16 protein-coding genes are annotated in these 16,477 nt (G+C 63.1%); 10 read left to right on the forward strand and 6 right to left on the reverse strand.

The window, feature by feature from the left end; translation table 11 throughout:
• From R3280_RS11985 to R3280_RS12030, 10 genes are all read left to right on the forward strand, one after another.
• A partial coding sequence (locus R3280_RS11985; protein ID WP_318998842.1) for an NAD-binding protein occupies nucleotides 1-363 on the forward strand: 363 nt, incomplete at its 5' end.
• 127 nt (nucleotides 364-490) lie between these two features.
• Nucleotides 491-2,140, forward strand: coding sequence for an AMP-binding protein (locus R3280_RS11990; protein WP_318998843.1), 1,650 nt, complete (start codon nucleotides 491-493; stop codon nucleotides 2,138-2,140).
• On the forward strand, nucleotides 2,137-2,553 hold the full coding sequence (locus R3280_RS11995; protein WP_318998844.1) for a PaaI family thioesterase: 417 nt from the start codon (nucleotides 2,137-2,139) through the stop codon (nucleotides 2,551-2,553). Before R3280_RS11990 ends, R3280_RS11995 begins: the two co-directional genes overlap by 4 nt.
• A complete protein-coding gene (locus tag R3280_RS12000) occupies nucleotides 2,550-3,407 on the forward strand; it encodes an alpha/beta hydrolase (protein WP_318998845.1) in 858 nt (285 codons plus the stop codon). The genes R3280_RS11995 and R3280_RS12000 overlap by 4 nt, the downstream gene beginning before the upstream one ends.
• Nucleotides 3,408-3,481: 74 nt before the next feature.
• On the forward strand, nucleotides 3,482-4,255 hold the full coding sequence (locus R3280_RS12005; RefSeq protein WP_318998846.1) for an ABC transporter ATP-binding protein: 774 nt from the start codon (nucleotides 3,482-3,484) through the stop codon (nucleotides 4,253-4,255).
• The gene (locus R3280_RS12010) at nucleotides 4,252-4,974 is read left to right on the forward strand and encodes an ABC transporter ATP-binding protein (RefSeq protein WP_318998847.1); all 723 of its coding nucleotides are present in this window, start codon (nucleotides 4,252-4,254) and stop codon (nucleotides 4,972-4,974) included. Before R3280_RS12005 ends, R3280_RS12010 begins: the two co-directional genes overlap by 4 nt.
• A gap of 89 nt (nucleotides 4,975-5,063) precedes the next feature.
• Complete coding sequence (locus R3280_RS12015; protein ID WP_318998848.1) at nucleotides 5,064-6,278, forward strand: ABC transporter substrate-binding protein; 1,215 nt, start codon at nucleotides 5,064-5,066, stop codon at nucleotides 6,276-6,278.
• A gap of 119 nt (nucleotides 6,279-6,397) precedes the next feature.
• Entirely contained in the window at nucleotides 6,398-7,285 is an 888-nt protein-coding gene (locus R3280_RS12020) for a branched-chain amino acid ABC transporter permease (RefSeq protein WP_318998849.1), read from the forward strand.
• Nucleotides 7,286-7,287: 2 nt separating this feature from the next.
• Nucleotides 7,288-8,283: a branched-chain amino acid ABC transporter permease gene (locus R3280_RS12025; protein ID WP_318998850.1), complete on the forward strand. Its 996-nt coding sequence runs from the start codon at nucleotides 7,288-7,290 to the stop codon at nucleotides 8,281-8,283.
• Nucleotides 8,284-8,443: 160 nt separating this feature from the next.
• Nucleotides 8,444-9,715, forward strand: coding sequence for an MFS transporter (locus tag R3280_RS12030; RefSeq protein WP_318998851.1), 1,272 nt, complete (start codon nucleotides 8,444-8,446; stop codon nucleotides 9,713-9,715).
• A 61-nt stretch (nucleotides 9,716-9,776) separates the two neighbouring features.
• Here R3280_RS12030 and R3280_RS12035 read toward each other — a convergent pair whose 3' ends face one another.
• The 6 genes from R3280_RS12035 to R3280_RS12060 form a co-directional block, all read right to left on the reverse strand.
• Entirely contained in the window at nucleotides 9,777-11,465 is a 1,689-nt protein-coding gene (locus R3280_RS12035) for an AMP-binding protein (RefSeq protein ID WP_318998852.1), read from the reverse strand.
• 40 nt (nucleotides 11,466-11,505) lie between these two features.
• Nucleotides 11,506-12,096, reverse strand: coding sequence for a peroxidase-related enzyme (locus R3280_RS12040; RefSeq protein ID WP_318998853.1), 591 nt, complete (start codon nucleotides 12,094-12,096; stop codon nucleotides 11,506-11,508).
• Nucleotides 12,083-13,018 carry a hydroxymethylglutaryl-CoA lyase gene (locus R3280_RS12045; protein WP_318998854.1) on the reverse strand — a complete coding sequence of 312 codons (936 nt, stop codon included), beginning with the start codon at nucleotides 13,016-13,018 and terminating at the stop codon, nucleotides 12,083-12,085. The genes R3280_RS12040 and R3280_RS12045 overlap by 14 nt, the downstream gene beginning before the upstream one ends.
• Nucleotides 13,018-15,015, reverse strand: coding sequence for an acetyl/propionyl/methylcrotonyl-CoA carboxylase subunit alpha (locus R3280_RS12050; protein WP_318998855.1), 1,998 nt, complete (start codon nucleotides 15,013-15,015; stop codon nucleotides 13,018-13,020). The genes R3280_RS12045 and R3280_RS12050 overlap by 1 nt, the downstream gene beginning before the upstream one ends.
• A complete protein-coding gene (locus tag R3280_RS12055) occupies nucleotides 15,015-15,824 on the reverse strand; it encodes an enoyl-CoA hydratase-related protein (protein ID WP_318998856.1) in 810 nt (269 codons plus the stop codon). Before R3280_RS12055 ends, R3280_RS12050 begins: the two co-directional genes overlap by 1 nt.
• Nucleotides 15,825-15,838: 14 nt before the next feature.
• Nucleotides 15,839-16,477, reverse strand: a 639-nt coding sequence (locus R3280_RS12060) for a carboxyl transferase domain-containing protein (protein WP_318998857.1), incomplete at its 5' end; no start/stop codon positions are given.

The following is a 16,477-nucleotide window of genomic DNA, read 5'->3' on the forward strand; positions in this document are numbered from 1 at the left end:
CTGGCCATCCTGATGAGCGGCACCAGCGAGGCGCTGGCCCTGGGCGTCAAAAACGGCCTGGATCCGGCCACCCTCTCGGAGATCATGAAAGCCAGCTCCGGTGGTAACTGGGCGCTGAACGTCTACAACCCCTGGCCCGGCGTCATGGAGGGCGCGCCGGCCTCCAGGGACTACCAGGGCGGCTTCCTGGTGAACCTGATGAACAAGGACCTGGGCCTGGCCCTGGACAATGCGGTCCAGAACCACGCCCCGGTGCCGATGGGTGCGCTGGCCCGCAACCTGTTCGAGCTGCACGCCGGGCAGGGCAACGGCGAGCTGGATTTCTCCAGCATCCAGCGCTTCTACTACCACGAAAAAGGCTAGTTTTCGGAGCCGGAAAGGTCCCACGCCCAGGGACTTTTCCGGTTACCAGGTTTACCTTTACGTAAACAGCAAGCTGTGCTAAATCTGACAATCGAAAAGCCCACTACAAAAACAATTGGAGCTGATCATGGCCCTTCCGGAATACGCAAGCGTCTACCAAGAATTCGACCCTGACCGTCTGGAAAACGAGATTCTGGATGGCAGCCTGACGTCCGGTCTCAATGTCTGTCACGAGATCTGCGACAAGTGGGCGGACGACCCCGAGCGCGTCGCCCTGTTCTACGAGACCGTCGATGGCGGCTCCGGCAAGCTGACATTTGCCGAGCTCAAGACCGCGTCGGCCCGTTTTGCCAATTACCTGGCTTCCAAGGGCATCGGCAAGGGCGACCGGGTCGCGGGCCTGCTGCCCCGCAGCCCGGAACTGCTGATTGTGATTGCCGGCACCCTGCGGGCCGGTGCCGTGTATCAGCCGCTGTTCACCGCCTTTGGCTCGGGCGCCATCGAATACCGGCTGGAGCGCGCCAGCACCCGACTGGTGGTGACCGACGCCGTCAACTACCCCAAGCTCACCGAAGTGGAGAACTGCCCGCCGATGCTCTGTGTGTCCGCTGCCGATACCGGCGCCCAGGTGGACGATCTCCACGATATCCTCGAGCAGCAGTCGGACCAGTTCGAGCCGGTGATGATTACCGGGGAAGATCCCTTCCTGCAGATGTTTACCTCCGGCACCGTTGGCAAGTCCAAGGGCGTTGCGGTGCCGGCCAAGGCGCTGTTGTCATTTTATGTTTACATGAAATACGCCATCGACCTGCGGGACGAGGACGTGTTCTGGAATGTTGCGGACCCGGGCTGGGCCTACGGTCTCTACTACGCGGTGATCGGGCCGCTGATGATGGGCCATGCCACCCATTTCAACCCCAATCCGTTCACCCCGGAAACCACCTACGACATGATCCGCAAATACCGGATCACCAACCTGGCGGCGGCGCCCACGGCCTACCGGCTGCTCAAGGCGAATGACGACGTGCTGCCGGAAGGCGAGAACCTGGGGCTGCGGGTGGCCAGCAGCGCCGGCGAGCCGCTGAATCCCGAGGTCACCAGCTGGATCGAGCGCCGTCATCACTGCGTGGTGCTGGACCATTACGGCCAGACCGAGACCGGCATGACCTGCTGTAACTTCCATGCCCTGGCGCATCCGAAGAAGACCGGCTCCATGGGCTATTCCGCCCCCGGACACCGGGTCGTCGCGCTCAACTACAAGAACGAGGAAGTGGGTGAGGGCGAAGTGGGGCAACTGGCGGTGGATGTGGCCAACTCGCCGCTGTTCTGCTTCGAGGGCTACACCTGGGGCGAGAAGGACCCCTTCACCGGCGGCTACTACCTGACCGGGGACATGGCCATTGCCCACGGCGATGGCAGTTTCTCGTTCAGTGGCCGGGATGACGACATCATCACCACCGCGGGCTACCGCGTGGGCCCGGCGGATGTGGAGAGCACGCTGCTGGAGCACGCGGCGGTGGCGGAGTCCGGCGTGGTGGGCAAGCCGGACGAGAAGCGCGGCTCCATCATCAAGGCCTACGTGGTGCTGCGCTCCGGCCACGAGCCCGACGATGAGGAGGCGCTCAAGACCGAGCTGCAGGAACTGGTCCGGCGGCGGCTGTCCACCCATGCCTTCCCGCGGGAAATCGAGTTCGTCAGCGAGCTGCCCAAGACCCCCAGCGGCAAGATCCAGCGCTTTATCCTGCGTAACCAGGCCAAGGAGGAACTTGGCCAATGACGGTGTCCACCGAGGAACTGAGGCATTTTCTGGCCGAACAGTTCCCCCAGGGCGAGCGCTTCGGAACCCTCGAGCGCTCCGGGGACGGCTGGGCGGAGATGAGCCTGCCGGTGGGGGATGAGCACCTTCGCCCCGGTGGCACCGTGTCAGGCCCGACGTTGATGGCACTGGCGGACGTGGCGCTCTACGCGGCCCTGCTCAGCCAGATCGGCCTGGTGCCGCTGGCGGTCACCAACAACCTCAACATCAACTTCCTGCGCAAGCCGGTGGCCGGTGAGCCCATCATTGCCTACGCCCGCATGCTCAAGGTTGGCCGGACCCTGGGGGTGGGTGAAGTCTACCTGCGCTCCCGGGGCGGTGAGGACCCGGTGGCCCACGCCACCATCAGCTACGCCATTCCGGGGAAGTCATGACCACCATCACCACCTCGGACCAGGCGGTAACGCTGGCGGAAGGCGTGACCCTGCAGGTACGTCGCTGGCACCAGCCCGGCGGGTCCGATCATACCCTGGTGCTGCTGCACGAAGCCCTGGGCAACATCGAGCTGTGGCGGGATTTCCCCATGCAGCTGGCGCGGGCCACCGGGCTGGACGTACTCGCCTATGATCGCCGGGGCTACGGCAGCTCCACGCCGGAGGCGTATCCCCGGCCCATGGACTATCTTGAAGTGGAAGGCGAGGTCTGGCTGCCGCGGCTGCTGGAGGCCCTGGCGCTGGACCAAGTGATCCTGGTAGGCCATAGCGACGGCGGCTCCATTGTCCTGGTGGGGGCCGGTGCCATGCCGGACCGGGTCACGGGGCTGGTCACCATGGCACCCCATATCACTGTGGACCGGCTCACCATCCAGGGCATCCGGGAAACCGCCGAACGCTACCGCACCACCGATCTGCCGGAACGGCTGGCCCGGCGGCATGGCGAGAGGGGCCGGTTGCTGTTCGATGCCTGGCAGGACACCTGGCTTGATCCCGAATTCCAGCAGCGTATGAATTTCGAGCCCTGGTTGGCCAGGATTCGGTGCCCGACCCTGGTCTTGCAGGGCGAAAACGACGAATACGGTCTGCCGGAGCAGGTCCACAGCATCGTGGAACGGCTCGGCGCCCGGGCACGGGGGCTGATGGTGCCGGAGGCCGGCCATTTCCCTCACGCCCAGCAGCCGGAGTTCGTCGTGTCCGCCATCCGGTCGTTCGTGACATCCATCATCATCGAGCCCGGGGAGGGGGAGGGCGGATCGGCTAGCGCAAGGTCTAATGGTGATAGCAATCAGTAAAGGTTGACGTTGACGTCAACTGCTGTTGAGATAGGGCATCACACCAAAACAATAAGTAGAGGTTACAGGGCAACATGAGTGACCAATTTGTACTGGAAACCCGTGGCCTGGTTAAAGAATTCAAAGGCTTTGTCGCGGTGGACGACGTTAATCTGAAAGTCGAGAAGGGCCATATCCACGCCCTGATCGGTCCCAACGGTGCCGGCAAGACCACGGTCTTCAACCTGCTGACCAAGTTCCTGCCACCGACCCGCGGCAAGATCCTGTTCAAGGGTGAGGACATCACGCCGATGAAATCTGCCGCCATCGCCCGTAAAGGCGTGGTGCGCTCGTTCCAGATTTCCGCCGTTTTCCCCCATATGACCGCGCTGGAGAATGTCCGCATTGCCCTGCAGAGCTTCGAGGGCAACAGTTTTCACTTCTGGAAATCCGGCCGCAGTCTCAATCGCCTCAACGAACGCTGTCTGGAGCTGCTGGATGCGGTCGGGCTGGCAGACTTCGCCGATACCCTGACCGTGGAACTGGCCTACGGCCGCAAGCGGGCGCTGGAGCTGGCCACCACCCTGGCCATGGAGCCGCAGCTTCTGCTGCTGGACGAGCCCACCCAGGGTATGGGCGGCGAGGACGTGGAGCGGGTGGTTGAACTGGTCCGCAAGGCCGCCAAGGGCCGCACCGTGCTCATGGTGGAGCACAACCTGAGCGTGGTCAGCAAACTCTGTGACCGCATTACCGTGCTGTCCCAGGGCGCTGTGCTGACCGAGGGCAGCTACCAGGAGGTATCTGCCGACCCAAGGGTGCGTGAGGTCTACATGGGCACCGCCTCGACGGCAGCGGAGGAGGCCCAATGAGCAGCACCAACGACCGGGATTACGAACAGCTGCGCATCGAGGGGCTGCATGCCTTCTACGGCGAGTCCCACATCCTGCACGGCATCGACATGGTGGTACGCCGGGGCGAGCTGGTGACCCTGCTGGGCCGCAACGGTGCCGGCCGCAGCACCACCCTCAAGGCCATCATGAACATGGTGGGGCGGCGTACCGGCTCCATCATGATCAACGGCAACGACACCATGACCTGTGCGCCACACCAGATCGCGCGGCTGGGGGTGGGCTACTGTCCGGAACACCGGGGTATCTTCTCCAGCCTCAATGTCCAGGAAAACCTGCTGCTGCCGCCGGTGGTGCGCAGTGGCGGTATGAGCCTGGAAGAGATCTACAACATGTTCCCCAACCTGTACGAGCGGCGCTTCAGCCAGGGCACCAAGCTGTCCGGCGGCGAGCAGCAGATGCTGGCCATGGCCCGCATCCTGCGCACCGGCGCCAACCTGCTGCTGCTGGATGAGATCACCGAGGGTCTGGCCCCGGTGATCGTCCAGAGCCTGGCGGATGTGCTGATGAAGCTCAAGGCCAAGGGCCTGACCATCGTGCTGGTGGAGCAGAATTTCCATTTCGCCGCGCCCCTGGCCGACCGTCACTACGTGATGGAGCACGGCCTGATCGCGGAAGAGATTCGCGGTGACGAGCTTGAAGCCAAGCAGTCGCTGCTAAACGACTATCTCGGCGTCTGACGCCTGGTAGCAGAGAACGGAAGGCTCCGAAAAACGGAAAATTCCGTGCAGAAGTTAACGAGCACCAAGACACCAACGGAGACACAACAATGACAATTATGAAGAAGCTCCTGACGTCCGCAATTGCCTCAACCCTGCTGGTTTCTGGAGCGCAGGCTGCGATTTCGGACGACACCGTCAAGATCGGCTACCTGGCCGATATGTCCGGTACCTACCGTGACCTGGCCGGTCCCAATGGCCTGGCAGCTCTGAACATGGCGATCAAGGACTTTGGCGGCACCGTCAATGGCGCCAAGATCGAGGTGGTCAGTGCCGATGACCGCAACAGCCCGGATGTGGCCTCCAGTACCGTAAGGCGCTGGGTCGAGAACGAGCAGGTGGACCTGGTGGCCGGTCTGGTGGCTTCCTCGGTCACCATCGCAGTCAGCAACATCCTCAAGGAAAGCAACCGTCTGGGCATCGTGTCCGGTTCGGCCGCCTCCAGCATCACCAACGAACACTGCACGCCGAACCACATCCACTACGTCTACGACACCTATCCGCTGGCCAACGGTACCGCCAGCGCCATCGTGAAGGAGGGCGGCAAGACCTGGTTCATCCTGACCGCGGATTACGCCTTCGGTCACGCCCTGGAAGCGGATGTGACCCGGGTGGTGGAAGCCAATGGCGGGGAAGTGATCCAGGCCGTGCGGCACCCGTTCCCGACATCTGACTTCTCCTCGTTCATCCTGCAGGCGCAGTCCTCGGGAGCCGACGTGGTGGCCCTGGCCAACGCCGGTGCCGACACCACCAACGCCATCACCACCGCCAACGAGTTCGGGGTGACCCAGACCGGCCAGACCCTGGCAGCGCTGCTGCTGTTCCTGACCGACGTGCATGCGCTGGGTGCCGACGTCGCCCAGGGCATCCAGCTGACCACTGGCTGGTACTGGGACATGAACGATGAGACCCGGGCCTGGTCCGACCGTTTCATGGAAGAGACCGGTGTGCGGCCCACCATGGTTCACGCCGGCATCTACTCCAGCACCATGCAGTACCTGAAAGCCGTGGACGAGACCGGTTCCGACGAGGCCCAGGCGGTGCGCAAGCAGATGATGGCCACCCCCATCAACGATATGTTCGCCAAGAACGGCGTTATCCGTGAGGACGGCCGGATGGTTCACGACATGTACCTGGCCGAGGTCAAGACCCCCGCCGAGTCCAAGAACGAGTGGGACCTGTACAAGATCGTGCGGACTATCCCGGGCGACGAAGCCTACCGCCCGCTGTCCGAGAGCAAGTGCCCGCTGGTCAGCCAGAACTGAGGCTCTGACCAGGCCTGCGGCCGATCCCGGGCGGACCTCCCCGCCCGGGTTGGCCGCAGGCACCCTTTACTGATTCGCTGGCTGGATGTGACAGCGGTTTTTTCCTTGGAGTTCTCGACATGACCATGATACTGGGAGTGCCCGTCGCCGTTCTTTTCGGCCAGCTGCTGCTCGGGGTCATCAACGGCGCCTTCTATGCGCTACTGAGCCTCGGCCTTGCGGTGATTTTCGGGTTACTTAAGATCATCAATTTCACCCACGGCGCGTTCTACATGTTGGGGGCCCTTTCGACGGTGGTGATGTTCGATGCCCTCGGCGTCAGCTACTGGGTGTCGCTGTTTCTGGCCCCGCTGCTGGTAGGTGCCTTCGGGGTGCTGATCGAGTATTTCCTGCTTCGCAGAATTGCTCATGAAGACCACATCTACAGCCTGCTGCTGACATTTGGCGTTGCCCTGGTGATTCAGGGTGTGCTGGTGAATATCTACGGCGTCTCCGGTCTGCGCTATTCCATTCCGGAGGTGTTCCAGGGCGGTATCAACCTCGGTTTCATGTTCATGCCCTATTACCGGGGCTGGGTCATCCTGATGGCTCTGCTGGCATGCTTCGCCACCTGGTTCATGATCGAGAAGACCAAACTGGGCTCCTACCTGAGAGCCGGTACCGAGGACTCCCAGCTGATGCAGGGCTTCGGTATCAATGTGCCGCTGCTGGTGAGCCTGACCTATGGCTTCGGCGTGGCACTGGCGGCCTTTGCCGGGGTGCTGGCCGCGCCCATCTATTCGGTCACGCCGGTGATGGGTTCCCACATCCTGATCGTGGTTTTCGCGGTGGTGGTCATCGGTGGCATGGGCTCCATTGCCGGTGCGGTGATCACCGGCCTGCTGATGGGCGTCATCGAGGGCTTCACCAAGGTGTTCTGGCCGGAGTTCTCCTCCGCGGTCATCTTCCTGGTCATGGTGGTGGTTCTGCTGATCCGTCCGTCGGGCCTGTTCGGTAAGGAGGCCTAACCATGGCAACACCCACTAACGATTCCGCGATCCGCACCACCATGGTCCAGCAGCAGAAGGCCGCTGACCGCAAGAAGCTGATCCTCAACCTGGTCCTGCTGGCGATCCTGCTGGTGGCGCCGGCGGTCATGTACCCGGTCTTCCTGATGAAGATCCTGTGCTTTGCGCTGTTTGCAGTGGCCTTCAACCTGCTGCTGGGGTTCACCGGCCTGCTGTCCTTTGGTCATGCGGCCTTCCTGGCAACCGGTGGCTACACCACCGGCTACCTGCTCTCCACCTATTCCGGGGTGACCACCGAAATGGGGATTCTGGCCGGCACCGCCGCCGCCACTCTGCTGGGGCTGGGCTTTGCCATCGTGACCATCCGCCGCCAGGGTATCTATTTTGCGATGATTACCTTGGCGCTGGCACAGCTGGTGTTCTTCTTCTTCGTACAGGCCGAATTCACCGGTGGTGAGGACGGCATGCACGGGGTGCCCAGAGGCTACCTGTTCGGGCTGGTGAACCTGGAGAACAACCTGGCCATGTACTATTTCGTGCTGGCGGTCTTCCTGTTCGGCTACCTGCTGGTTCAGCGCACCGTGAACTCGCCGTTCGGCCAGGTGCTCAAGGCCATCAAGCAGAACGAACCCCGGGCCATCTCGCTGGGCTACAACGTCAATTGGTACAAACTGGTGGCGTTCGTGATGTCCGCAGGCCTGGCGGGGCTTGCCGGCTCCATGAAAACCGTGGTGTTCCAGCTGGCGTCACTGAACGATGCCCACTGGCATATGTCCGGTGAGGTCATCCTGATGACACTGCTGGGCGGAACCGGCACCCTGCTGGGGCCGGTGGTGGGCGCCACCTTCGTGGTCAACCTGGAGTACCAGCTGTCCCAGGGGCCGCTCGGGGACTGGGTCGATGCCATCCTTGGCGGTATCTTCATCCTCACGGTCATCGCCTTCCGCTCCGGTATCGTAGGGGAGATTCAGAAGTTCGTGAAGAAAAACCTGAGCTGAGACAACTTGGCAGTGTGAGTAATGACAAGACCCCGGCTAGCCCGGGGTCTTGTCATTCATGGCACCGGGTTCGCCTGAATCCCTCAGGGCGAGAATTCGCCAGCGCAAGCCCAGGATCCGTCCTATCCTCAACGGTGTGATGGATTCGGGAGGGGATCGTATGAAATTGCCGTCGAGCACCGGTTTTGCGCTGTTTGGTGCGGTCCTGGTGGCGATCAGCTACGGGCTTGCGCGCTTTGCTTTCGGTTTGTTCGTGCCCCCGATCCGGAGTGAACTGGGGTTGACCGCCAGCGTCATCGGGATCATCGGCGCCTTGCCCCTGATCAGTTTTCTGTTGGCCACGGTGGTTGCGCCGCTTGCGGCTGACCGCCTGGGCGCCCGCAACACGGCGGTACTCTCAAGCGGTTGCGGTGTTGTGGGGCTGGCGTTGATCAGCCAGGCCTCCGGGGCCGTGTCACTTGGCCTCGGCGTGTTTGCCTGTGGCATCTGCACCGGTCTGATGATGCCCGCCCTGACCGCCGCCATGCAGGCGCTGGTGAAGCGCTCGCTGCATGGCCGCGTGAGTGCAGTGATGAACGCAGGCACCAGCATTGGCGTCGCCGTTGCCGTGCCGACGGTGCTTTTTCTGGCGGGCGCCTGGCGCTCCGCTTACCTGTCCTTTGCCGTCGTGGCCGGCTTGGCTGCCGTGGCGGCCTGGTATGTCATACCCTCCGTATCTCGAGTGATGCCCGCCAATGCCGCGCCAGCGCCGCCAATCAGCGCACTGCAGTGGTCCCGGCTCGCCGTGCTGTCAGCGTTTGCATTTGCCATGGGGTTCGTGTCCTCGGCCTACTGGATTTTCGCCCCCGATCTGGTGGTCAGCCTGGGGGGCCTGCCCGCCAGCTCAACCGGCTGGCTCTGGCTGGCGGTTGGCATTGCAGGGCTCGGCGGCGCCGTTGTGGCCGATCTGGCGGACCGCAACAACCCGGCGATCACCCAGGCATTGATGCTGATGATGCTGGCTTCCAGCCTGGCGCTGATTGCCGCCAGTCCGGATCAGATCCTGATCGCCGCGTTTTCCGCGCTGGTGTTCGGTCTGGCCTACATGAGTCTGACCGGGCTGTATCTGATGACCGGCATTCGCCTGCTACCCGGTCGGCTATCGATGGGGCCGGTGCTGCCATTCATGGCCGTGGCGTTGGGGCAGGCGGCTGGTTCGCCGCTTGTCGGCATGCTGGTCAATCAGCTGGGATACGCCGATGGGTTTGCGGCATTCGCCGTTATCGGCATTCTGGTGGCGATGCTGTCACCTTTATACCCCCGTTATCTTGACCTTGGGCCGGAGGCTGAAGGTGCGGAGGAGACGGGTCTGCAGGCTGCCTATGACTATCAGCTCCAGAACGAGGAGGGCGAGCCATACCGCTACGATAGCCGTGAACAGGAACGGACCTGATAAAGAAAAAACCCCGACGGTTAGCCGGGGTAAAGGGGTTGCCGGATTCTTGTGATGCGGCTTACTTCTTCAGGCCCATTTCCTCGATGGACATCTCGCGCATCTTGAATTTCTGGATCTTGCCGGTGACGGTCATGGGGAACTCGTCCACGAACTTGTAGTTCTTGGGGATCTTGAAGTGGGCGATCTTGCCCTTGCAGTAGGCCTGCAGGTCGGCACCGGTGACCGGATCCGCGTCCGGGCGCAGCTTGACCCAGGCGATCAGTTCCTCACCGTACTTTTCATCGGGAATGCCGGTCACCTGAACCTCCTCGATGGAGGGGTGGGTGTACAGGAACTCCTCGATTTCCTTCGGGTAGATGTTCTCGCCGCCGCGGATCACCATGTCCTTGATGCGGCCGACGATCTGGATGTAGCCGTCCTCGTCCATGGTGGCCAGGTCACCGGTGTGCATCCAGCCGGCGTCGTCGATGGCCTCGCGGGTCTTCTCCTCGTTGTTCCAGTATTTCAGCATCACGCTGTAGCCGCGGGTGCAGAGCTCGCCAATCTCTCCCCTGGGCACCACATTGCCGTTGGCCGGATCCACGATCTTGGTCTCCAGGTGCGGCTGGGTGCGTCCCACGGTGGTGACCTGCTTCTCGAAGGGGTCGAGGGAGCTGGTCTGGGTGGACACCGGGCTGGTCTCGGTCATGCCGTAGGCGATCTGGACCTCCTTCATGTTCATCTTGCCGTTGACCTTCTTCATGACCTCGGCCGGGCAGATGGAGCCGGCCATGATGCCGGTACGAAGGCTGGAAAGATCGAAGGTCTCGAAGTCCGACTCCGCCAGTTCGGCAATGAACATGGTGGGTACGCCGTAGAGGGCGGTAGCCTTCTCCTGGTGCACGGCCTGCAGCACGGATTTCGGCTCGAAGCCTTCGCCCGGGTAGATCATGGTGGTGCCGTGGGTAATGCAGCCCAGGTTGCCCATCACCATGCCGAAGCAGTGATAGAGCGGAACCGGGATGACCAGGCGGTCCTTCTCCGTCAGCAGTTGGCTCTCGCCCACGAAGTAGCCGTTGTTGAGAATGTTGTGGTGGGTGAGGGTGGCGCCCTTGGGGTTGCCGGTGGTGCCGGAGGTGAACTGGATATTGATGGGGTCGTCGAACTGCAGGGTGGCCTGGACATCATCCACCTGGGCCTGGGTAGCCCCCTCCGCCTGCTTGATGAAATCCGCCCAGGACCACATGCCGTCGTGATTCTGGTCGTGCAGGTTGATCACGCCTTCCAGTTCCGGCAGCCGCTGGGCCTTGAGCTCACCGGGCTTGCAGGCTTTCAGCTCCGGCGCCAGCTCGTACAGCATGGCCCGGTAATCGGACGCCTTGAAGCTGTCGGCGGTTACCAGGAAGCGGACCCCCGCCAGGTTGAGGGCGTATTCCAGTTCGTGCACGCCGTAGGCGGGGTTGATGTTCACCAGAATGGCGCCGACCTTGGCGGTGGCAAACTGGGTGACGGTCCACTCGTAGCGGTTGGGTGACCACATGCCGACCCGGTCGCCGCGCTTGACGCCGATGGCGATGAACGCCCGGGCCGCCTCATTGACCTTGTCAACGAACTCTTTGTAGGTCCAGCGGATGTCCTGATGCAGACACACCAGGGCCTCGGTGTCCGGGAAGCGTGCGGCGGTGCGGTCCAGCATATCGCCGATGGTCATGCCCAGAAGAGGCTTGTCGGATACGCCGCTGGTGTAGCTGGGAAGTGCCTTGTTCATGCTTTATCCCCCTTGTTGTTGTAGTAGGGAGCCAGCACTGTCATGCAGTGGGCTGGCGGTCCTGATTGTGGTATTCCGGATTGGGCTTCATGTCGCTGGCGATGGCCACGCGGTTGGTCATGTTGTAGAAGCCGATGACGTTGCTGAGGTCCCAGATTGCCCGGTCACTGAAACCCTGCCTCCGGAGTTCGTCGGCATCCGCCTCGGTGACCTGGGCCGGTGTGCGGGTCAGCAGGCTGGCGTAATCCAGCATGGCGCGGTGGCGCGGGCTGAGGTTGGCGCTGCGGTAGTTCATCACCAGGTGTTCCCCCAGTACCGGGTCACCGCTCAGGGTGCGCACCGCGGCGCCGTGGGCCACCAGGCAGTAGAAGCAGCGGTTCTCGGCGGACACCACCACGGCGACCATCTCACGCTCCAGTTTGTCCAGTTCGCTCTCACCCAGCATCAGCTCGTTGTAGATGTGGGTGAAGGCATTCATCTGGGCAAGGTTTTGGCTGTAAGCCCGCAGCACGTTGGGAATCATGCCGAGCTTTTCCACGCAGATATCGAAATAGCGGCGGGTTTCCGTCGGCAGCTCGTCCAGTGATGGTATGGGCAGGTCCAGTGCGACGGGCCGTTCAGTGCTGGTCATCGGATGTCCTCGTGTTGTTGTCCGGAGCGGCCATGGCCTGGCCCACCTTGGAGCCATTGGCCCGCTTGAGCTGGGCGCTGATCCAGCCGCCGGTTTCCACCAGTTTGTCCAGGTCGACGCCGGTGGCGATACCCAGACCGTTCAGCATGTAGAGCACGTCTTCGGTGGCAACATTGCCCGAGGCGCCCCGGGCATAGGGGCAGCCGCCGAGGCCGGCAACCGACGAATCGATCACCGCCACGCCTTCCTCCATCACCGCGTAGAGATTGGCCAGGGCCTGGCCGTAGGTGTCGTGGAAGTGGGCCGCCAGGCGGTCCATGGGGACTTCCTTGGCCACCGCCGCCAGCATGCGCTTGGCTTTCAGTGGCGTGCCCACACCGACGGTGTCGCCCAGGGAGATCTCGTAACAGCCCATGGAGGCCAGCTCCCGGGCCACCGCCGCCACCTGCTCCGGCGCGATCTCGCCCTCGTAGGGGCAGCCCATCACCGTCGAGACATAGCCCCGCACCGGAATGCCCTTGGCACAGGCGGCTTCCAGCACCGGCCGGAAACGCTCGAGGCTCTCGGCGATGGAGCAATTGATGTTCTTCTGGCTGAAGGTCTCGGAGGCGGCGGCAAAGACCGCCACCTCGTCGGCCCGGGCCTCGAGGGCGTTCTCGAAACCTTTCATGTTTGGGGTGAGTACCGAGTAACGTACGTTGGCACGGCGGGTGATGCCCGCCATCACCTCGGCGGCGTCGCCCATCTGGGGCACCCAGCGGGGCGACACGAAGCTGGTGGCCTCGATGTGGATCAGGCCAGTGGCCGCCAGGCGGTCGATCAGCTCGGTCTTGATGCGGGTGGGAATCACGTCCCCGGGTTCGTTCTGCAAACCGTCCCGGGGGCTCATTTCCACCAGCCGGACCACATTGGGAAGGGCCATCAGACTGCCTCCTCGTCCTGGTTGACTTCAATGGCGATCAGCTCGGCGCCCTCGGACACCTGATCGCCCTCGGCGAAGAAGATGTCGGTCACCACGCCCTCGGCCGGGGCCTTGATGGCGTGCTCCATCTTCATGGCCTCCATGATCACCAGGGTCTGGCCGGGGCTGACCCTGTCGCCCACCTTGGCCTGTACCGCCACAATGGCACCGTTCATCGGTGCCGCCAGGCTGCCTTCGCCGGCCATCTCCTCGAACCCGTAGCTTTCACGGTACAGGGTGCACTGGAAGGTGTCGCCCTCATAGAAGAGTACCAGCTGGTCGTTGTGCAGGTTGCCGTGGACACTGATGCGGTGGCCGTTGATGACCGCCTGCAGGTAGTCGTCGTCCAGCCGGGCGGTCAGGTTGTAGACACTGTCACCCACGTATACCTGGTAACGGTCGTCCCGTTCCAGCACCTTGAGCTCGTGGATGTCGTCACCCACCTGCAGCCGCAGCGGCTGGGCGTATTCGGAGTTCAGGCGCCAGCTGTTCTGGCGACCGAAGGGGGACCAGGGGTCGGTGCTGATGACCTCCCGGGACTTGCGCTGCTCCAGCACGAAACCGGCGGCCAGCACCAGCGCCTTGTGGGTGTCCAGCCGGGATTTCGGGAACAGCAGCTCCCGGTGATCCTCGATGAAGCCGGTGGTCAGGTCCGCCTCCCGGAACGGCTGGCAATCTGCCAGGGCGTGCAGGAAGCGGATGTTGGTCTTCACCCCGGCGATGCGGTAGTGCTCCAGCGCCTGCACCATGCGGTTGATGGCCTGGTCCCGGGTTTCGTCCCAGACGATCAGCTTGGCGATCATGGGGTCGTAGTGGATGCTGATGTCGTCGCCTTCGGTGACGCCGGTATCCACCCGCACGTGGGCGCTTTCGTCCGGGGTACTGAGGTAACGCAGGTTGCCGGTGGCCGGCAGGAAATCCTGGTCCGGGTCCTCGGCGTAGATGCGGGCCTCCAGGGCGTGGCCGCGGGTTCTGACCTGGGCCTGTTCCAGCGGCAGGGCTTCGCCCCAGGCCACTTTCAGCTGCCATTCCACCAGGTCCTGACCGGTGACCATTTCGGTGACCGGGTGCTCGACCTGCAGTCGGGTGTTCATCTCCATGAAGAAGAAGGAGCCGTCCACATCGTAGAGGAACTCGACGGTGCCGGCGCCCACATAGTCGATGGCCTGGGCGGCTTTCACCGCCGCTTCCCCCATGGCCTTGCGGGTATCCTCGCTGAGACCGGGGGCGGGCGCTTCCTCCAGCACCTTCTGGTGACGGCGCTGGACCGAGCAGTCGCGCTCGGCCAGGTAGACGCCTTTACCGCTCTTGTCGCAGAACACCTGGATTTCCACATGCCGCGACTGGGTCAGGTAGCGCTCAATGAGCATGTCCGGGTTGCCGAAGGCGTTCTTCGACTCCCGTTTGGCGGCGGCCAGGGCGTCGTCGAAGTCTTCCATGCGCTCCACGACCCGCATGCCCTTGCCACCGCCGCCGGCGACGGCCTTCAGCAGCAGCGGGAAGCCGCATTTCTCGGCTTCCTTGCGCAGGGTTTCCGGGGACTGGTCGGCACCGTGATAACCCGGTACCAGCGGAACACCGGCCTTTTCCATGATCGCCTTGGCGGCGGATTTGGAGCCCATGGCGGCGATGGCCGAGGAGGGCGGGCCGATGAACACGATGTCGTTGGCCTCGCAGGCCTCGGCGAACTGGGTGTTCTCGGACAGGAAGCCGTAGCCCGGGTGGATGGCCTGGGCGCCGCTCTTCCTGGCAACCTCGATGATCCTGTCGGCTTGCAGGTAGCTTTCGGAACTGGGCGCCGGCCCGATGTGAAAGGCTTCGTCGGCCATGGCCACATGGCGAGCGTTTGCGTCGGCGTCCGAGTAGACGGCGACCACGCGGATACCCATGCGGTGGGCGGTCTGTGTGATCCGGCAGGCGATTTCGCCACGGTTGGCAATGAGAATCTTGCTGAACATTATGACTTATCTCCCTGAATCCAGGCGGCTTTGCGCTTGTTCAGAAAGGCGCTGAGCCCTTCCTGGCCTTCTTCACCGACCCGGATTTCCGCGATGCGGTGGGCAGTGTCGTCAATCACGTCGTCGCTGATGGGCTTGTAGCTGACGGCAAACACCAGGTCCTTGGCGGCGTTCATGGCCTCGGGGCCGTTCATGGCCAGTTGCTCGAGCATGTCGTTACAGCGGGCCTCCATGGCCTCCACATCGTCACAGACGATGTGCACGAGGCCGAATTCCTGAGCCTGCCTGGCGCTGAACACTTCGGCGGAGATGAAATACCGCCGGGCCTGGCGCTCGCCAATGGCGCGCACCACGTAGGGGCTGATCACCGCCGGTATCAGGCCGAGTTTGACTTCACTCAGGCAGAAGCTGGATTTCTCGGTCGCAATGACGATATCGCAACAGGCGGCCAGGCCCACCGCGCCCCCGTAGGCGGCGCCCTGGACCAGGCCGATCACCGGCTTGGAGAGGTGATTGAGCACATTCATCAGCCGGGCCAGTTGCCGGGAGTCGTCGAGGTTCTCCTGGCGGCTGTTGTCCGCCATGCGACGCATCCAGCCGAGGTCGGCGCCGGCCGAGAAATGCTTTCCCTCGGAGCGCAGGATCACCACCCGGGTAGCGTCGTCGACATTGACTTCTTTCAGGGCGGCGATCAGTTGCTGGATGATGACGTCGTCGAAGGCGTTGCGCTTGTCCGGCCGGTTCAGCACCACCTCGGTAACCCCGCCGTCCCGGCGTCTGAGCACAACCGCTGCATCAGTGTCTTGCATCTTGGTCTCCTGGGTTACATCCGGAACACGCCGAAGCGCGTCGGTTTGGCCGGACGGTTGAGGGTGGCGGACAGGCTCAGGGCCAGGACTTCCCGGGTCTGGGCCGGGTCGATGACGCCGTCGTCCCAGAGCCGCGCGCTGGCGTAATAGGGGTGGCCCTGTTCCTCGTACTTGTCGATGACCGGCTTCTTGAACTCGGCCTCTTCTTCGGCGCTCCACTCCTGGCCTTTGCGCTCCATGCCCTCGCGTTTTACCTGGGCTAGCACGCCGGCGGCCTGCTCGCCGCCCATGACCGAGATACGGGCGTTCGGCCACATCCAGAGGAAGTCCGGGCTGTAGGCGCGACCGCACATGCCGTAGTTGCCCGCCCCGAAAGACCCGCCGATCAGCACGGTGATCTTGGGCACGTTGGCACAGGCCACGGCCATGACCATCTTGGCGCCGTGCTTGGCGATTCCTTCGGATTCGTATTTCTGGCCGACCATGAACCCGGTGATGTTCTGCAGGAACAGCAGCGGGATGTTGCGCTGGCAACACAGTTCAACAAAGTGCGCGCCTTTCTGGGCGGCCTCGCTGAAAAGAATGCCGTTGTTGGCGATGATGCCCACCGGGTAGCCATGGATATGGGCAAAGCCGGTGACGAGGGTCTGGCC

The sequence above is a fragment of the Marinobacter sp. genome, from assembly GCF_033722195.1.
GTDB lineage: Bacteria > Pseudomonadota > Gammaproteobacteria > Pseudomonadales > Oleiphilaceae > Marinobacter.